Source organism: Duganella kummerowiae, assembly GCF_053572355.1.
The window spans coordinates 31,069-46,052 of the sequence record NZ_JBKFEH010000019.1; the positions used below are offsets into that span (position 1 = coordinate 31,069).

11 protein-coding genes are annotated in these 14,984 nt (G+C 67.6%); 5 read left to right on the top strand and 6 right to left on the bottom strand.

Annotated features, from left to right (window positions below):
- Nucleotides 1-157: 157 nt before the first annotated feature.
- Nucleotides 158-1,792, bottom strand: coding sequence for a methyl-accepting chemotaxis protein (locus ACLB1G_RS23450; RefSeq protein WP_491629666.1), 1,635 nt, complete (start codon nucleotides 1,790-1,792; stop codon nucleotides 158-160).
- 116 nt (nucleotides 1,793-1,908) lie between these two features.
- Here ACLB1G_RS23450 and ACLB1G_RS23455 point away from each other — a divergent pair, with 116 nt between their 5' ends.
- Nucleotides 1,909-2,724, top strand: a complete 816-nt coding sequence (locus ACLB1G_RS23455) for a helix-turn-helix transcriptional regulator (protein WP_491629667.1) — start codon at nucleotides 1,909-1,911, stop codon at nucleotides 2,722-2,724.
- 50 nt (nucleotides 2,725-2,774) lie between these two features.
- Nucleotides 2,775-3,779, top strand: a complete 1,005-nt coding sequence (locus ACLB1G_RS23460) for a CE1 family esterase (RefSeq protein WP_491629668.1) — start codon at nucleotides 2,775-2,777, stop codon at nucleotides 3,777-3,779.
- Here ACLB1G_RS23460 and ACLB1G_RS23465 read toward each other — a convergent pair.
- Entirely contained in the window at nucleotides 3,724-4,848 is a 1,125-nt protein-coding gene (locus tag ACLB1G_RS23465; RefSeq protein ID WP_491629669.1) for an esterase-like activity of phytase family protein, read from the bottom strand. The genes ACLB1G_RS23460 and ACLB1G_RS23465 overlap by 56 nt on opposite strands.
- Nucleotides 4,845-7,307 carry a TonB-dependent receptor domain-containing protein gene (locus ACLB1G_RS23470; protein WP_491629670.1) on the bottom strand — a complete coding sequence of 821 codons (2,463 nt, stop codon included), beginning with the start codon at nucleotides 7,305-7,307 and terminating at the stop codon, nucleotides 4,845-4,847. Before ACLB1G_RS23470 ends, ACLB1G_RS23465 begins: the two co-directional genes overlap by 4 nt.
- 265 nt (nucleotides 7,308-7,572) lie before the next feature.
- Here ACLB1G_RS23470 and ACLB1G_RS23475 point away from each other — a divergent pair, with 265 nt between their 5' ends.
- Nucleotides 7,573-8,337, top strand: coding sequence for a GntR family transcriptional regulator (locus tag ACLB1G_RS23475; protein ID WP_491629671.1), 765 nt, complete (start codon nucleotides 7,573-7,575; stop codon nucleotides 8,335-8,337).
- A gap of 9 nt (nucleotides 8,338-8,346) precedes the next feature.
- Here the strand turns inward: ACLB1G_RS23475 and ACLB1G_RS23480 are convergent, their stop codons facing one another.
- The 3 genes from ACLB1G_RS23480 to ACLB1G_RS23490 are packed head-to-tail and all read right to left on the bottom strand — an operon-like array spanning nucleotide 8,347 to nucleotide 12,924.
- Nucleotides 8,347-9,684: an NCS2 family permease gene (locus tag ACLB1G_RS23480; protein ID WP_491629672.1), complete on the bottom strand. Its 1,338-nt coding sequence runs from the start codon at nucleotides 9,682-9,684 to the stop codon at nucleotides 8,347-8,349.
- A 25-nt stretch (nucleotides 9,685-9,709) separates the two neighbouring features.
- Nucleotides 9,710-10,645, bottom strand: coding sequence for a carbohydrate kinase family protein (locus tag ACLB1G_RS23485; RefSeq protein ID WP_491629673.1), 936 nt, complete (start codon nucleotides 10,643-10,645; stop codon nucleotides 9,710-9,712).
- Between the two features lie 26 nt (nucleotides 10,646-10,671).
- Nucleotides 10,672-12,924: a TonB-dependent receptor gene (locus tag ACLB1G_RS23490; RefSeq protein ID WP_491629674.1), complete on the bottom strand. Its 2,253-nt coding sequence runs from the start codon at nucleotides 12,922-12,924 to the stop codon at nucleotides 10,672-10,674.
- A 178-nt stretch (nucleotides 12,925-13,102) separates the two neighbouring features.
- Here ACLB1G_RS23490 and ACLB1G_RS23495 point away from each other — a divergent pair, with 178 nt between their 5' ends.
- Nucleotides 13,103-13,804, top strand: a complete 702-nt coding sequence (locus ACLB1G_RS23495; RefSeq protein ID WP_491629675.1) for a hypothetical protein — start codon at nucleotides 13,103-13,105, stop codon at nucleotides 13,802-13,804.
- Between the two features lie 3 nt (nucleotides 13,805-13,807).
- Nucleotides 13,808-14,926, top strand: coding sequence for a nucleoside hydrolase (locus ACLB1G_RS23500; protein WP_491629676.1), 1,119 nt, complete (start codon nucleotides 13,808-13,810; stop codon nucleotides 14,924-14,926).
- Nucleotides 14,927-14,984: the final 58 nt, after the last annotated feature.

The following is a 14,984-nucleotide window of genomic DNA, read 5'->3' on the forward strand; positions in this document are numbered from 1 at the left end:
CATTCCCTCAATATGTGGCAAGCTGGTTTCGGCGTGGCTAGCTGGTCGATATTACCGAAAAACAGTTACAAGAACAAGTATCTGCAGGCATGCCCCAGCGCGTGGTATCGCTCCGGGGAAGGAAGGGGCTGCCCCGCCGTTTTGGTGCGTCAACCGGCTACCCGGCGGCCACGCTGATCCTCAGCGGCTGCCGGCCAGCCGATGCGGCTGGGCGTGCCGCGGGCGCAGGCGCGGCGCCCGCAGCCGCTTCCAGCCTGAACACCCGCACCGACGCCGCCAGCTTCTCGGCCTGGTCCTGCATGGCGTTGGCGGCGGCTGCCGCCTGCTCCACCAGCGCGGCGTTCTGCTGGGTCACCTGGTCCATCTGCGTGATGGCGTCGTTGACTTGCTCGATGCCGTTGCGCTGCTCGGCGCTGGCATCGGCGATGGTGGCAATGATGGCGCTGACGCGCTGCACGCTGTCCACCACGGACTGCATGGTGCTGCCGGCGCGGTCCACCAGCTTGCTGCCGGCGTCCACCCGGCCCACGGAATCGTCGATCAGCGCCTTGATTTCCTTGGCGGCGCCGGCCGAGCGCTGCGCCAGGTTGCGCACCTCGGACGCCACCACGGCAAAGCCGCGTCCCTGCTCGCCGGCCCGCGCAGCCTCCACGGCCGCGTTCAGGGCCAGGATATTGGTCTGGAAGGCGATGCCGTCGATCACGCCGATGATGTCGGAAATCTTGTGCGCCGATTCATTGATGCCGCCCATGGTCTCGACCACCTCGGCCACCATGGCGCCGCCCTTGACCGCCACCTCTTCCGCGCCGGCGGCCAGCTCGCGCGCCTCGCGCGCGCTGTCGGCATTCTGCTTGACGGTCGAGGTCAGCTCCTCCATCGAGGAGGCGGTTTCCTCCAGCGAGCTGGCCTGCTGCTCGGTGCGGGACGACAAATCCATATTGCCGGCCGAGATTTGCGCGGCAGCCGTGGCGATGGTGTCGGTGCCGCCGCGCACGTCCTGCACGATGCCGGCCAGCGCGCTGTTCATGTCGCCCAGGGCGCGCAGCAGCTCGGCGGTCTCGTCTTTGCCATCGGCCGCTATCCTGCTGCTCAAATCGCCCTGCGCCACGCGCTGGGCCAGCGCCACGGCACTGCCCAGCGGGATGGTGATATTCCGCGCCAGCAGGACCGCCAGCACGGCGGCCAGCACCGCCGCCGCCACGCCGCCGCCAATGACGACCAGGTCGGTGCGGCTGCGCTGCTGCTCGGCCTCGCGCGCGCGCTGCTCCAGCAGGGCGCGCTCGGTGGCGACGATCTCGCCCAACAGGGCGCGCATGGCGTCCATGGCGGCCTTGCCCTTGTTGCCCTGCTCGTCCGCCACCACGGCCGCGATGCCATCGGCGCCGGCCCCGCGCCGCAGGGCGATGGCCGGATCGACGGCCTCGGCCAGCCAGCGCTGCTGGGCTTCGCCCAGCGCCTTGAGCCGCTCCTGCTGGCGTGGATTATCGGCGGTCAGCGCGGTGATACGCGCCAGCGCATCGCCGAACTGCTTCTTGCCGCTCTGGTAGGGTTCCAGCGAGGCATCCTTGCCGGTCAGGGAAAAGCCGCGCTGGCCGGTTTCGGCATTGAGCAAGCCTTCCAGCATGGTGTTGGCCGCGCCCAGCACTTCATAGGTATGGACATTGAGGTTGTTGGCCTCATTCTGGCGCGTGAGACTCAGCTCGGCAATGGTGACCAGCAGCGCCAGCAAGGCCACCACGGCGCCAAACGCCAGGTACAGGCGGGCGCCTATCTTCAAATTCGACAATTTCATGGATTCTCCGGTATCGATGACTGCAACGGTGCGATGCCGGAAAATAATAAGCTGTACAATTGAAAAATAAATTTCTTTGCGTCCACAAATTATAGCTTTTCATCCGGAGGTGGCGCATGGATCGCCTGTCAGTGCTGCTGATGCGTTTTGGCTATACGGTCGAGACTTTTTATCGTGGGAAGTTTTGCGGCGAGAACCTGCTGCCCGCCGAACCCGGCATCGGGCACCTGCACCTGGTGCGGGCCGGCCAGGTCAGCTTTCACCAGGACGGCGCGCCGACATTGCTGGTGGCGCAGCCCACGCTGGTACTGTATCCGCGCGCCTGCGCCCACCGGCTGGAGTCCTCTGCCGGCACCGAACTGCTGTGCGCCACGATACGGCCGCACGGCTCGCCGGACGGCCTGGCCAGGACGCTGCCACCGATGATCGCCCTGCCGTTCCAGCACATCCCTGCCCTGGGCCATACCATCGCATTGCTGTTTGCCGAAGCGGACCAGCCCAACTTCGGCCAGAAGCTCATCCTCGACCGCCTGTTCGATGTGCTGCTGATCCAGTTGCTGCGGCATCTGCTGGCGCAGCAAATGACGAGCGAGCCGGCGCTGTACGGCCTGTCCGACAACGCCTTGTCCAAGGCGCTGGACGCCATGCACTCGCAACCAGGCGAACCCTGGACCGTGGAATCGCTGGCGCTGCTGTCCGGCATGTCGCGCAGCAAATTCGCCCAGCGCTTCCGGCGCCTGACCGGTGTCACGCCGGCGGAATACCTGCTGGAACAGCGGATGAGCCTGGCCAAGCGGCTGCTGCTGCATGGGCGGCAGGTGCAGGACGTGGCCTCCCACGTCGGCTACAGCACCCAGCCGGCCTTCACCCGCGCCTTCCGCTCGGCCTGCAACATGAGTCCGCGCGACTGGATGGCGCAGCAATCTTATTAAACACATCACAACGGCTGCGCAGACGTCCAGCAGCCATTGCCGGGGTATCGATGCCTACTTTGTTACACGCGCTGCGGGCCTGCCTGTGCGGCGCCGACCGCCAGGACTCACCCGCAGCACCGGTGGCGCCAGCTTCCCTGCAGCGTCCAGAGGGGCTGCGCCATTACCTGAAGGCGGCGCCGGCGCCCGCCGGCGGCAAGCGGCCGCTGGTCATCATCCTGCATGGCAGCGGCGCTTCCGCCGCCCAGGTGCTGGGCATGGGGTTTCCGCCCTCACCGCTGTCGGTATGGCGCGAGATCGCGGCGCGCGAGCAAGTGATCGTGATCGCGCCGGAAGGCACCAGGCAGCGCGGCCGGCGCGCCTGGAATGACGGCTATGCCGGCATCGCCAGCAATCCCAAGGTGGATGATGTCGGCTTCATTGAGGCCATCATCGAGCGCGCCATCGCCGAGGATGGCGCCGATCCCGAGCGCATTTACGTGATGGGCGTGTCCAAGGGCGGCATGCTGGCCTACCGCATCGCGGCCGAACTGGGCCATCGGCTGGCGGCCTTTTGCGCCGTGCTGGCCAGCATGCCGGTGCAGGCGGACTATCCCGCCCCCAGCGTGCCGCTGTCGGCCCTGATCGTGGCCGGCACGGCCGATCCCTTCATGCCCTACCACGGCGGCAAATACCCCTATACCTTGTGGATGCTGGCGCCCATGCTGGGAATGGAGGCCAGCGCAGCCGTCTGGCGCGAACTGGCCGGGCTGCCGGAGCAAGCGCATATCGCGCCCATTGCGGCCGCCGATGCGGCCACCCGCGTGCTGCGCCACACCTGGGGCGCGGATCACGATCCCTATCAAGTCCGGCTGCTGGCCATCGAAGGCGGCGGCCATGCGGAGCCGAGCAGGAAGAAACGCTATCCCGGCATCTTCAGCCGCTTCCCCGGCCGCCAGAATGCGGACCTGGAAACCGCCGAGGAGGCCTGGTCGTTTTTCCAGGACAAGCGGCGCGCCGCTAGCGCAGCGGCGGCACATCGAACACCAGCAGCTGCGTCACCTGCTGCGGGCTGAAGTTGTCGTCCGAAACCAGCACCAGGCTGCGGTGCCCGCTGCGCAGTGGCGGTCCCCAGGCCATGCCCTCCAGGTTGTCCAGCTGCGGCAGGCCGATCCGGTCCAGGTCCAGCAGCAGGCGCTTGGCCAACGGCCGGTACCGGGCGCCAGCCAGCGACGGGTAGTCACGGATGTCGGTGGCGCCTTCCAGGTCCACCACATACAGGCGGATGTGGAAGGCAAAACGTCCGCCGGCATCCTGCACACCCGAGCGCTCCAGCGCCAGCAAGTGGCGCGTATCGAACACCAGGATCTCGGACACGCCGTTGTCGGCAAGGCGCCCCGGGGCCGGCACGCCTTGCACGCGGTCCAGCGGATAAGCGTATTGCGCCAGCACCTTGCCATCACGGCCAAGCCGGGTGAAACGGCTTACCGCACCGTGTTCCGTGGTCGCCAGCGGACCATCCTGGTACAGCGGCGCCTCCATGCCCAGCCACAGCGACTGGCCGTCGGGCGCGAAGGCCAGCCCCTCGACACTGAGATTGTCGCGCGGGCCGCTGGCCTGGCCGCGATCCGCCCTGAGCATGGCGGGCAGCGCCAGCTCGCCGCGCCAGGCGCCATCGGCGGACGCCTGCCGCACGAAGGGCGCCATGCCGAGCGCGCCGTTGCCCTCGCTGGCATACCAGATGCTTCCATCCTGGGGGGCGAAGCGCACCGCCTCGATGTCCGCCACTTCGCCGCCGCGCTCGGCCAGCCCGGCCTGGGCCGGATAACTGCTGCCATCGGCCTGGCGGAATGCCCGCACCGCCTCCAGCGTGACCGCACGGAATTGCGTTTCGTCGTAGTCCAGGCGCGCCGTGTAGAAGCGCGCCGGGCCGTGTTCCGAGCGGTCGTCGCTGGCCATGATCCAGGCGCCGCTGCGCGCATCGTAATCGATGCCCGACAAGCCACCCACCAGCGTTCCCTCGAACGGCTGGCGGTGTGCGATGCGCTGTTCACCGATCAGGCGCAGGCCTGCCCCGGACTGCGGCGGCAGCACGGCGCAGCCGCCCAGCAGCAGGGCCAGCACGGCGGCCGGGCCGTACCTCAAAACTTCACCCGCATGGTGGCGTACAGGGTGCGCGGGCTGCCCAGGAAGTAGCGGCCCGTGGTGAGCGGATTGGAGCTGGTCAGCTCGGCGCCGACGCCGCCCAGGTAGCGCTTGTCGAACAGGTTGTCGGCATTGAAGGCGAACTCGGTGCGGCAGCCGTGGCAGAACAGGCTGGCGCGCGGCTGGTAGCTGACATTCAGGCCGGCCAGGGTGTAGGCCGGCATGTACTGGCGCGGATACACGGCCGGCCCGCCGGCGATTACGGTGTTCACCACCTCGCCGTAGGTGCCGGCGGCCTGGCCGACGTAGTGGGCGTTGGCGCTCAGCCGCCATTCGCCGGTGGGCTTCCAGGTGGCCTCCGCGAAGGCGCTGCGGCGCGGCGCGCCCAGCACCGGATCGCCGGCCTTGATGCCTTCGGCCGGGGTGTCGCCCACATAATGGGCGTCGTTGTAGGCGGCGTTGGCGTACAGCTCGTACTGCGCGCCGCTGGCGCGCACGGTCAGCTCCACGCCCCTGGAGCTGATGCCGCCCTGGTTGGCAAAGGTGGTGGTGGCGTCGCGCGAGAAGATGTCGCCGTTCGGATTGCCGTTCTGGATGGAGATGCGGTCGCGGTAGTCGATCCGGTAGGCGCTCAGCGCGGCGCCGTAGCCGTTGTCGCTGGTCCAGCGCACGCCGATGTCCTTGTTGACCGAGGTCTCGGGCTTGATGCCGCTCTTCGAGTCGACCGCCGCCGTGCCTTCGAACACCGAGTCGGGAATCGCGCTGAAATTCTTGGAGCCGCTGGCGAACACCTCCCAGTCTTCATTCACACGGTACAGGGCCGCCAGCTTGGGCAGCAGCCTGGAACTGACCTGCAGCGCGCGCACGCCGCCAAATTCCACCGGCGAGGAATAGTCTTCCTTGAAGCGCTGGTAGGTGGCGCCCAGGTCGAGTTCCAGGCGGTCGTCCAGCAGGCTCAGTTTGTCCTGGGCGTAGGCCATCGCCGTATTGGAGGCGTAGTGGCGGTCCTGGGTGATCGAGTACAGCGCGCTGTCCAGGAAGGCGCCGCTGAGCAGCGGATCGGTGACGGCGAACCAGTTGCGGTCCTTGTCGCGGGTGGTGTGCTCCAGCCAGCCGCCGACACGGATGCGCTGGTATTCGCCCAGCGCGCCGGACAGCTCCGCCAGCACGCCCTTGCGGTCGATCGCGTTGTCGCTGCGGCGCGTGCTGGCCTCGCGCGCGCCCCACTGGCTGACCGGGTTCATCGCGTACCTGGCGGCGGCCGGGCAGCCCGCGGCGGACAGCGAGGCGGCGCTGGCGCCGGCCGGATAGGACACCGCGCTGAGCGGAACCAGGGCGCCGCCGGCGCTGCGCTGGTACTGGTTCTTGTAGCACTCCTGGACCGTGGCGGTTGGCTTGCCGCCCGCCGCCACCGCGCTGTAAACCTGGCCATTGGCGGGCAGCTGGACGTAAGGGACGTAGAACCAGCCGTTGCCGTCCTGCTTGTGCCAGTAGGGCTTGAGGGTCAGCTTGCCGCTTGTGCCGAAGCGCTGGGTCCAGTCCAGGTGCACCAGCGTGTCCTCGCTGTTGATGCCGCGCGTGCCACGGTAGTTCTGGTCGATGGCCGGGTTGCCGGTCCAGTGGTCGGTCAGGCCGTCGCTGTCCGGATTACCGTAGAAGGTGGCCTTGTACACCCGGGACGATTCGGCCAGCAGGGCCACGGCATCATAGTCGTTGTCGCTGAACCTGTTGTAGCTGACGGTGGCGCGCAGGCTGGAGCCGCCGCCCAGGTCCTGCAGCACGCGGGCGTCGATATGGCGGCGGGTGTTGCGTCCAGACTGGTCGCCGGGCCAGGTGCGCACGTATTCATGGGAATAATCCAGATAGGCGCTGGTGCCGGACGCCGACTTGCCGGTGTCGACCCGCACGAAGCCGCGCTGGTAGCCGAAGCTGCCGGCCGACAGCTCGATGTCGCCGCCGCGCTCCCTGGCCGGGTCGCGCGTCTTGAAATCGATATAGCCGCCCAGCGCCTGGTTCGATGGCGTGCCCAGGTCACCCGCCGTCTGCGAGGCGTCGACCCGGACCAGGTTGGCCGGATCGAGCAGCCGGTTCGGCATGGTGCCGCCATTGGACAGGGTGGAGCCGTTCGGGATGCCGTCGATGGAGATCCCGATCTGCTCCTTGTTAAAACCGCGCATGGACAAGCGCATCGAGAAGCTGCCGGTCAGCACGTCGCTGGAGCTGACCTGCATGCCCGGCACCCGCGCCAGCAGCTTGAGCGGATCGAGGCCGGCCGGCTGCCCGGCGATGACGGCCTGGTCGATCACGCTGTTGGCGCGCGCCTCGCCCTTGCCCAGCACCTGGCCGGTGACCTGGACCACGGTCGGCGCCGCGTCGTTTGCTTCCTGCGCCTGCGCCGGCCCGCCCCATTGCAGCATGGCCGCAGATCCGGCCGCCAGCATCCCTAGTTTCGACACCATGTTATTTCCCCCGTGATGGATAGTCGGTGCACGCGCACCTTGTTCAACTCATCATCATGCTAACGTGGTACGTACCATTATGGAAAGCGAAAATTTCTAATACGGGCCAACATTCTGATTTTTTGCGGATACTATGCGATATTATGAAAGATCATTATTTATTGGTACGTACCTAGGTAATGAAACCGTCACAATTCACCGGCCCCCCCGGGCAATTCGCTACAATACGGCTGCCACCCGGCCCGGCCCACAGCAGGTACACAGCATGCGACCCAGAACCACCGACCATTCCGCCTCCCCCGCCAAACCGGCGCAACCGCTGTACCAGCAACTGGCCGACACCCTCAAGCACCTGATGGAGTCCGGGAAGATAGGCGCCAAGGAGCCGATGCCGGCCGAACGCGAGCTGGCGGTCACCTACCAGGTCAGCCGGGACACCGTGCGCAAGGCCATCCGCCTGCTGGAAGAACAGGGACTGCTGTACAGCGACCACGGACGCGGCACCTTCGCCGCCCCGGCAGCGGTGCGCCAGATGTCGCGCTTCCTGGACAGCTTCACCGAGGACACCATCAAGCGCGGCGGAGTGCCGGGCCAGACCATCCTCGCCATGGAGACGGTGGCCGCCAACATGGCCATCGCCAGCCTGCTGCACATCGAGCCGGACCAGCCGCTGCTGCGCATCAAGCGGGTGCGCCTGATGAACGGCAAGCCGGTCGGCCTGCAGGAATCGCATTTGCGCCTGCCGGACGGCGCCCGGCTGGACCAGCAGGAACTGGAGCGTTCCGGCTCGCTGTACCGCATCCTGATCGACAAGTTCGGCATCAAGCCGTCGGAAAGCCTGGAAAGCGTGGGTGCGGTGGCGGCCCGGGCCGAGGATGCCGACCTGCTGGGCGTGGCCGTGGGGACGCCGCTGCTGCTGTGCGAGCGCGTGATGCTGTCCGACCGGCGCGAACCGGTCGAATACTGTGAAATGAAATATGTGCCGCCTTACCGCTACAAGACCCGTATCAGCAAGCTCAGCGCCGCCTGACCCCAAGCGTCAGCCTATCGCCCCGCGCAGCCCCAGGTACAGCACGAACACCGCATCCAGCCCCAGCACCATGAAGCCGGGCCAGCGCCGCCGCGCCAGCAGCATCAGCGTGTAGACGAAGCAGCCCAGCGCCAGCGCCACCATCAGGTCGGCGCTGCAGGCCGTGACCAGCAGCATCAGCAGTGGCGGCAGATAGTGCTCGGGCGCGCTGGTATCCAGTTCGCGCAAGCCGTCCAGCATGCACAGGCCCACCATCACCAGCACCGGCGCCGTGGCGCAGGACGGTATGGCGGTCAGCAAGGGGCCCAGGAACAGCGCCAGGCCGAACAGCGCGGCCACCACCACGCCGCTCAAGCCGGTGCGCGCGCCGGCCTCCACGCCGGCCACCGATTCGACATAGGCGGTGACGGTCGAGGTGCCGGCCGCCGCGCCGATCACGCTGCCCAGGGCGTCCGCCGCAAAGGCCGCCCTTGCGCGCGGCAGGTCGCCATTGGCCTGCAGCAGGCCGGCGCTGCGGATGACGCCGAACATGGTGGCGGTGCCGGCAAAGAATTCGATCAGCAGGAAATACAGCGTCACCGGCAGCAGCAGCATGAAGTGCGAGACAAAGCCGGACAAGTCGAGCGCGAACAGCAGTTCGCCCGTAAAGATGGGCAGGCCGAACCAGCTGGCAGGCAGGGTGGTCAGGGGCTTGCCATCGGCGCCGTGCACCAGCAATCCCAGCACGCTCACCACCAGCATGGTCAGCAGGAAGGCGCCAGGCACGCGCCGCACCAGCAGCATGGCCGTCAGCAGGATGCCGCCCAGGGTCAGCCAGGCGGCGCCGTCATGCAGGCGCGAGAAGCCCACCAGGGTGCCGCCGTCGGCCACCAGCAAGCCGCCGCTGCGCAATCCCAGCCAGGCGATGAACACCCCTATCGAGCACTGCATGCCCAGCTTCACCGGTTCCGGGAATGCGGCCACGATGCGGGCCCGCCAGCGCGTCAGCGACAGCGCCAGGAACACCAGGGCGTTGAGCAGCACCATCGCCAGCCCAGTCTGCCAGGGCACGCCCATCTGCCCCACCACTACCTGGGCGAACACGATGTTGGTGCCCATGCCGGGCGCCAGCGCGATCGGCAGGTTGGCCCACAAGGCCATCACCAGCGTGGCCGCCATGGCCGATACGATGGTGGCCAGGAACAGGCCGTTGCGGTCCATGCCGGCCGCCGACAATATCAGGGGGTTGACCACCAGGATGTAGCTCATCGCGGCAAAAGTGGTCGCGCCGGCCAGCACTTCGCGCAGCGGCGTGCTGCCGCGCGCACTGAGCTGGAAAAAGCGGTCGGCCCGTTCAACAAGATTCATGCTGCTTCCTAAGGTGGGTGAGGGATCAGGCGCGGGCCAGCACGGCCTGGATACGGGCGCGGTCAGGCAGCGCCGAGCGGGCCCCGGTGGCGGTGACGGCGATGCTGCCGGCCGCGCAGGCGAAGCGCAGCGCCGCTCCGGCAGGCTGGCCTTCCAGCAGCGCAGCGAGGAAGGCGCCGTTGAAGCTGTCGCCGGCGCCGGTGCTGTCCACCACCGTGGCTGGGAACGCAGGCTGGGTGTAGACCTGCCCGCGGGTGACCGCCATGGCGCCGCGCGCCCCGCAGCTGATCACCAGCATGCCTGCTGCGTGCCCGAGCAGGCCGGCCAGGCCGCCCTCCTGCGGCGCCGCGCCCAGGATCGCGCGGTAGGTGCTGTCGTTCATGAAGGCCAGGTCGCACAGCGACAGCAGGCGCTGCAGATGGTCGCGGCCAGGCACCATGGCTGCTTCGATGTCGATGGCCAGCGGCACACCGGCGGCGCGCGCGAGCGCGTGCAGGCGCTCGAATTCGGGCAAATCGTAAGGCATCGCATACAGCAGGCGGCTTTGCGCCAGCGCCGCCGCAGCGCTTTCCTCGTGCAGGGTCGGCCCGGGCATGGGCGAATACACCAGCGCCTTCTCGCCGCTGGCTTCGATGAGTATCAGCGCGGTCGGCGAGAGCGCCCCGGGCACCACCCGCAAGTGGCTGGTGTCGACGCCGAAACGCTCATATTCGCGGCGCAGGAATTCGCCGTCGGCATCGTCTGCGATGCGGCCGTAGGCCAGGGCCGGGCGCCCCAGCAGGCCCACGGCGCAGGCCACGTTGGCGACGGTGCCGCCCGCATATGGCGGGAGCCGCCTGCCCAGCACCTTCTGGTCGGCCAGCGGCGCCCGCTCGACGGTAAACAGCAGGTCGATGTTCGGGTCGCCAAAGGCCAGCAGGTCGTAGCGGCGGCCGGATGGAAAACGCAGCGTCTCACCCATGTGCAGCGCTCCATGCGGCCGCACGCTCAGAAGCGACGGCTGGCCTGCACGCCGAAGATACGCGGATTGTTATCATTGACAAAGCCGGTCAGGTTGTTGAAATCGATCCCGCCCACCAGCTGGACGCGATTGGTGATATTGCGGCCGAACAGCGCCACCTCGTTGCGGTCGTTGTCCCACTTGTACCCGAGCCGCAAACCGCCTGTCAACAAGGGCTTGCCGACAAACTCCGCCGACCGGTACAGGGTGAAGTTGACCGCGCTGCGGTAGACCCAGTCGGTGTAGGCATAGAACTCGCCGCCGTTGGCCAGCGGGTGGGTGTACTTGAGCGCCGTGTTGACGCTCCAGCGCGGCGCCTGCGGCAGCGGATTGCCATCGATACGCACCAGCGTGCTGCCGGCGCCATTGACAAAGGTGGGATTGAGGATGGTGCAGGCGGCGCAGGCGCCCACCGCCAGGCCGGCGTCCTTGATCCTGGTGTAGTTGTAGCTGGCGCCGGCGTTCCACAGCAAGTTCTCGCCCAGGTAGGCGTCCAGGTCCAGCTCCGCGCCCCTGCCGGCGCTGCGCGCGGCGTTCAGCAGGATGGCCGAGTTGGAAGTCCCGCCCACGGCGGTCAGCTGCAGGTCCTTGACCGTGTAGCTGTAGATGTCGAAGCTCAGGCGCGCGCGGCGTTCCAGCAGGTCGCTCTTGAAGCCCACCTCGTACGAGGTGATGGTTTCGGGCCGCGCCACCGACATCGGATTGAAGGAAGCCGCCGGCTGGATGGTGGCGCCACGGAAGCCGGTGGCGATGCGGCCATAAAGGTTGGCGTCACGGCTCAATTTGTACACGCCGCTCAGGTCCCAGTTGACCTTGGAGACGCTGGTGCTGGTGGCCAGGCCGGCCGAAGCGTCGATGTCGCTGCCGCCGCCCGGTTTGTTATTGCGCTCGGTGTACAGGTCCTTGTTGTCGCGCGTGTAGCGCAGCCCGGCGCGCAGGTTGACGCGCGGGTCCGGGTCGTAGTTGAGCGATCCGAACACGGCGTAGGCATCGTTGTTCTGGTGTGAGCGGATATCCGAGGTCAGCGCGCCGCCGCCCAGGGTATCGTAGCTATAGCTGTCGATCTGGTATTTTTCGTCGAAGTAGAACAGGCCGGCCTGCCACTTCAGGGCCTGGCCCAGGTCCGATTCCAGGCGCAACTCCTGGGTCAGCTGGTGGTGGCCCTTGGTGCCGTCGGCCGATTCCACCACGAAGGGAATCAGGCCGGGACCGGACGGCGGCGCGTACACGGCGCCATAGCCGCCATCGACATCGCCGCGGCTGTACACGCGCACCGTCTCGTAGCCGGTCACCGCGTGCAGGGTGAGGCCATCCAGGCGCCAGGTCAGCCGCAGGTTGCCGCCATAGTTGTTCAGGTGCTGGCCATTCTGGCCATCGGTGGCGACCTGGCCGACGTCGAAGCCCGGCGCCAGCGCATCGCTGCCCTTGCGGATGATATTGGCGCGGAACAGCGAGGCGCTGCCGTTCATGCTGCGCTGGTGCAGGTTGGCCAGGGCGCTGAAGCCGCCGCCAGGCTGGTACAGCAGCTGCAAGCGGGCGGCGGTATCGTTGTAGCCGCCGTGCAGGTCCGCTTGCCCGGTGTGCGAATTGCCTATCCAGTCATCGCGGTGCTGGCTCAGCAGCGAGACCCGCGCCGCCCAGTCGCCGTTCAGCGGCAGGTTGACGGCGGCTTCCAGGCCGGCCGTGTTGTGGGTCGCGTCGGATACGGTCACATAGCCGCCCGGCGCCTGCGACGGCTGCACCGATTCGAACTTGACCACCCCGGCCGGCGTATTGCGGCCAAACAGGGAACCCTGCGGCCCGCGCAATACCTCGATGCGCTCCAGGTCGAAGGCGGGAAAACCCTTCAGCACCGCACTCTCCTGCACCACGTCGTCATAGATCAGCGACACCGGCTGCGAGGCATTCTGGTGGAAGTCCACATTGCCGTAACCGCGCAGGTAGAAGCGCGGGAAGCCGCGCCCGAATGAGGATTCGACCTGCAGGCTGGGGGCGCGTCCGGCCAGCATCTGCATGTCCATGCCGCTGGAGTTGAGCGCGTCCAGCGCATCCTCCGAGATGATGGTGGCCGATACCGGCACGTTCTTCACATTCTCGGCGCGCCGCTCGGCGCTGACCGTCACCGTTTGCAGTTGCCCGGCCTGCGCCGCCTGTTGCTGCTCCTGCGCCGGCGTCGCCGCCGGCGCCAGTCCCAGGGCCAGCAGCGCCAGCCCCCTTCCTTCCCATCTTACTATGCCCATGCCGTTCTCCCTGGTTTGCGTGATTGCTAGTATTCCGATAGTCGATTCTATACTGGTACGTACCATTTTTTGAAAATTTTTTCATTACCGAAAATTTGTTGCAAATATTGAGATTCGCGATTGTTTTTTTCATCAATCGATGCAATGATGGTACGTACCAATACAAATACAGGCAACCATGACTACTTCCTACACCCCCCCCGCCTACATCACATTCACCGGTATCGACCGCGCCGACCTGCTGCCCGGCATGCTGGAACTGTCGGCGCGCTACCCGATCGAATGGGGTGTGCTGCTCGACGCCGCCCAGGAGGGAGCTCCGCTGTTCCCGGCGGCTGGCGTGCGGCGCGCCCTGCAGGCGGCGCCGCTGCGTCTCTCGGCCCACATCTGCGGCGGCGCCGCGCGCGCCATCGTCGAGGGCGGCGACCCGGAGCTGGACCTGGCCGGCTTTGCCCGCATCCAGATCAACCACACGCGCGCCGGCAGCAGCGACAGCGACATCCGCCACAGCGCCCATTTCGCCGCCCGCCACGGCGTGCGCGCGGCGCTGCAATGCCAGGGGGAATTCCCCAATGACCTGCGGGTGGACTGGCTGTACGACGTCTCCTTCGGCACCGGCGCGCGGCCCGGCAGCTGGCCGGCCACGCCTGCGCGCCTGCCGTTTTGCGGTTACTCGGGCGGACTGGGGCCGGACACCGTGCGCGGCGCCGTGGCCGGCTTTCCGATCGCGCCAGGCGCCAGCTACTGGATAGACATGGAATCCGGCGTGCGCACCGGCGGCCGCTTCGACCTGGCCAAGTGCGAAGCCGTGTGCCGCATCGTCTACGACGAGCTGCCGCACGCAGCCGGTTACACTGGCGAATCAACTGGACGGGAGTAGAGAGTGCGGCGATTTCTCATGGCGGCGGCTTGCGCGCTGGCGTTCTGCGGCGGGGCCTGCGCCGCGCCCCAGGTCATCATCGACAGCGACTTCGGCACCCTCAACGACGACGGCCAGTTGCTGGCCATCGCCGCGCAGCTGCATGCGCGCGGGGAGATCGAGCTGCTGGGCCTGACGCTGGTGTCCGGCAACCAGTGGCTGCGCCAGGAAGCCGCCGAAGCGCTCAAGGCGGTGGAACGGCTGGGCATAGATACCCGGGTGGGCGTGTATGCGGGCGCCAATTACCCGCTGTCGCACGACCTGGCCACCGTCCGCGCGGAACAGTCGCAGCATCCGGGCGGCGACGGCTACCTGGGCGCCTGGAACAAGCCCGAGCCCCGCTCCGCCGGCGACCTGGTGGCGCCGCCGGACGGCTACGCGCAACACACCACGCTGCGGCCACAGCACGCGGCCGACTTCATTGCGGACAGCGTGCGGCGCCATCCCGGCCAAGTCACCATCCTGGCCATCGGCCCGCTGACCAATATCGCCCTGGCGGTGCGCCGCCATCCCGATATCGTGCCCCTGATCGGACAGCTGATCACCATGGGCGGGGCCTTCGAGGTGCCGGGCAACACCACCCGGGCGGCGGAGTTCAACTGGTGGTTCGATCCGGAGGCCGCGCGCGAGGTGCTGCGCCTGCCGCTGCGCCACGTCATCTTCCCGCTCGACGTCACCGACACCGTCAAGATCGACAAACAGGTCTACGACCGCATCGTGTACGGGCCGGCGCGCGGGGGCGTCATCGCACGGCTGTACAAGCAGCTCAACGGCTATGGCTATGACGGCAGGAACGGCTTCGAGACCAATCCTGCCTACAGCACCGACGTGTGGGATACGCTGACCCTGGCCTACCTGCTCGATCCTGGCTATGCCACCAGCAGCGTGCGGCGCTGGATCGACATCGACACCACGCCCGGCCCAGGCAACGGCCGCTCGACCGCCTACGCCAGCGCACGGCCGGGCCTGCAGCCGGCCACCATCGTGCAGCGCTTCGACAACCGCCGCTTCTTCGAGTTCTACGTGGACGGCCTGACCCGTCCGGTACCGGTAACGCCCTCCTCCCCGGCGCGGCAGCCATGAAGCGCCAGCAACTGCTGCCACCGATGCGGGCCTGCCCCAGGCCGCGCCCCTCCCGCCA

What these genes read in the sequence shown, in the direction of transcription:
- ACLB1G_RS23450 (WP_491629666.1), bottom strand. Translation starts at nt 1,792, where the DNA reads ATGAAATTGTCGAATTTGAAGATAGGCGCCCGCCTGTACCTGGCGTTT.
- ACLB1G_RS23455 (WP_491629667.1), top strand. Translation starts at nt 1,909, where the DNA reads ATGGATCGCCTGTCAGTGCTGCTGATGCGTTTTGGCTATACGGTCGAG.
- ACLB1G_RS23460 (WP_491629668.1), top strand. Translation starts at nt 2,775, where the DNA reads ATGCCTACTTTGTTACACGCGCTGCGGGCCTGCCTGTGCGGCGCCGAC.
- ACLB1G_RS23470 (WP_491629670.1), bottom strand. Translation starts at nt 7,307, where the DNA reads ATGGTGTCGAAACTAGGGATGCTGGCGGCCGGATCTGCGGCCATGCTG.
- ACLB1G_RS23475 (WP_491629671.1), top strand. Translation starts at nt 7,573, where the DNA reads ATGCGACCCAGAACCACCGACCATTCCGCCTCCCCCGCCAAACCGGCG.
- ACLB1G_RS23480 (WP_491629672.1), bottom strand. Translation starts at nt 9,684, where the DNA reads ATGAATCTTGTTGAACGGGCCGACCGCTTTTTCCAGCTCAGTGCGCGC.
- ACLB1G_RS23485 (WP_491629673.1), bottom strand. Translation starts at nt 10,645, where the DNA reads ATGGGTGAGACGCTGCGTTTTCCATCCGGCCGCCGCTACGACCTGCTG.
- ACLB1G_RS23490 (WP_491629674.1), bottom strand. Translation starts at nt 12,924, where the DNA reads ATGGGCATAGTAAGATGGGAAGGAAGGGGGCTGGCGCTGCTGGCCCTG.
- ACLB1G_RS23495 (WP_491629675.1), top strand. Translation starts at nt 13,103, where the DNA reads ATGACTACTTCCTACACCCCCCCCGCCTACATCACATTCACCGGTATC.